This window comes from Polaromonas sp. P3_C2 (genome assembly GCF_056402675.1).
The window spans coordinates 1-1,741 of sequence record NZ_JBFUGX010000776.1 but is presented as its reverse complement, the minus strand read 5'-3'; the positions used below and the strand labels follow the sequence as shown (position 1 = coordinate 1,741).

2 protein-coding genes are annotated in these 1,741 nt (G+C 60.3%); both read left to right on the top strand.

What is annotated here, in order from left to right; genetic code table 11:
• On the top strand, window positions 1-860 hold an 860-nt coding region (locus AC1DWI_RS21820; RefSeq protein WP_477725750.1), incomplete at its 5' end, for a hypothetical protein.
• 58 nt (window positions 861-918) lie between these two features.
• On the top strand, window positions 919-1,741 hold an 823-nt coding region (locus tag AC1DWI_RS21815), incomplete at its 3' end, for a LysR substrate-binding domain-containing protein (RefSeq protein WP_477725749.1).

Here is a 1,741-nt window from a genome sequence, read left to right as displayed (position 1 = left end):
CTGCGGGGCCGGCAAGATTGTCCGGCCTTGTTGTCATTGCACCCATGGCCATCATGGCCATACAGCATCGCCGGGGTCTCGGCCTTTGGGCCATGGCCCTTCTGGTCCCCCTGGCAATAAGCCTCCTCACCACATTCAGGCAGGCATCCCAGCGCAAACCAATGCGTTTGCCAATGGGCGCGTTGACCGCTCTCAGCATGCTGGCGATGCTGGTCGCGGTGGTTCCGACAAGGTATTCGGGATGGGGCATGACAGACGTAGGATTGCGTGCCATCGAAGCAGTCAAATTGATTGGACGAGTACTGCCTGACGGGGGGAACATCTGGATGCTCGACACATACGCGCCACAGGTCCCATATCTGCTTGGGGACAAGTACAAGGTCGGCTACGCGGGCCACATGATTTATCGTCATTCTTCGGCAACGACTCATTACGTCAACATACTGAGTGCGGCTGATGGTTGGGAAAAAGAACTATCCACCCATAACGTAAAAGTCATCGGCGTACCTGCTCTGCAGCTTCCGAAAGCCGCGCTTCTACCTCTTGCGACCAGTCTCGCCTTCAATCCGCGCTGGCAACTGATATTCGCGGACTGGCAATTGCTTGTTTTTCTAAAGCGCGGTGCCTCGGAGATCGCGCAACCTCGGGAACAATGGGCGCAAGCCACAGCTTTCGTCGCCGTCGCCCTTGAATTGGCTAACGCGTCGGAAGTCCTTGCACCCGATCCGAAAAAGCGGGCACTGATTGCACGCCTGGAGCAACAGCAGACTGTACTGCGAAGCGTGAAGGACCAGCCCGAGCGGCTGGATTGGGCCGCAATGGACAGAATTGGAAACCCGGCAGGCTCGGCCGGCAAATGAAGTACAGAACATCGGTGATTCCCGTTGGCACATGACATCTGAAAGACCAGAGCGTCATATGACTGCAAGAATCCCACCCATTCAATGCCTGCTGACCTTCGAGGCGCTGGCGCGGCTGCGCAGCGTGACGCAGGCGGCCGAGGAGCTTTGCGTCACGCCCAGCGCGGTCAGTCACCGCGTCAAGCAGCTGGAGCAAATCATCGGCACCAAGCTGTTTGGCCGTGCCGATTTTTCACTGACCACCGAAGGCAGCGAATACCTGGCGCATGTGCGCGAAGGTCTGGCCACACTGCAGAAATTTCCCGGTGCGGCCGGGCAAAGCGCCGCCCCCGGCAAGCGCAAGTTACGGCTGGCGGTCACGCCCACGTTCGCACGCTCCATCCTGATTCCACGCCTGCGCCAGTTCACCGATGCCTATCCTGAAATCGACCTGACGCTGCAGGTGTCCATCCCCCTGCTGGACGTGGTAGCCGAGGATGCCGACCTCATCGTGCGCTTCGGCACAGGCCGCTATGCGGACCTGGAGCACGTCTGCCTCAGCAAGGACGAAGTCGCGCCGCTCGCCTCACCGGCTTTTGTGCGCGAACACGGCCCCTTTGAGGCGGCTGAAGATCTCGAAGGCGAAAGCCTGTTGCGCTCGCCGCTGGAGCCCTGGCGTACGTGGTTTGCCGCCCACAAACTTGATTGGCCCGAACCCACCGACGGCTCCCAGTTCAACGACATCGGCCTGATGTGCGATGCCGCCGCGGCCGGCATGGGCATCGCGTTGATACTTCTCAAGCTGGGCGCGCCCTGGCTGGAGAACGGCTCGCTGGAGCGGCTGGGCAGCAACGAAGTGTTCGCCGGGAATATTCCCTGCCCGCACGCACATTACCTATGCT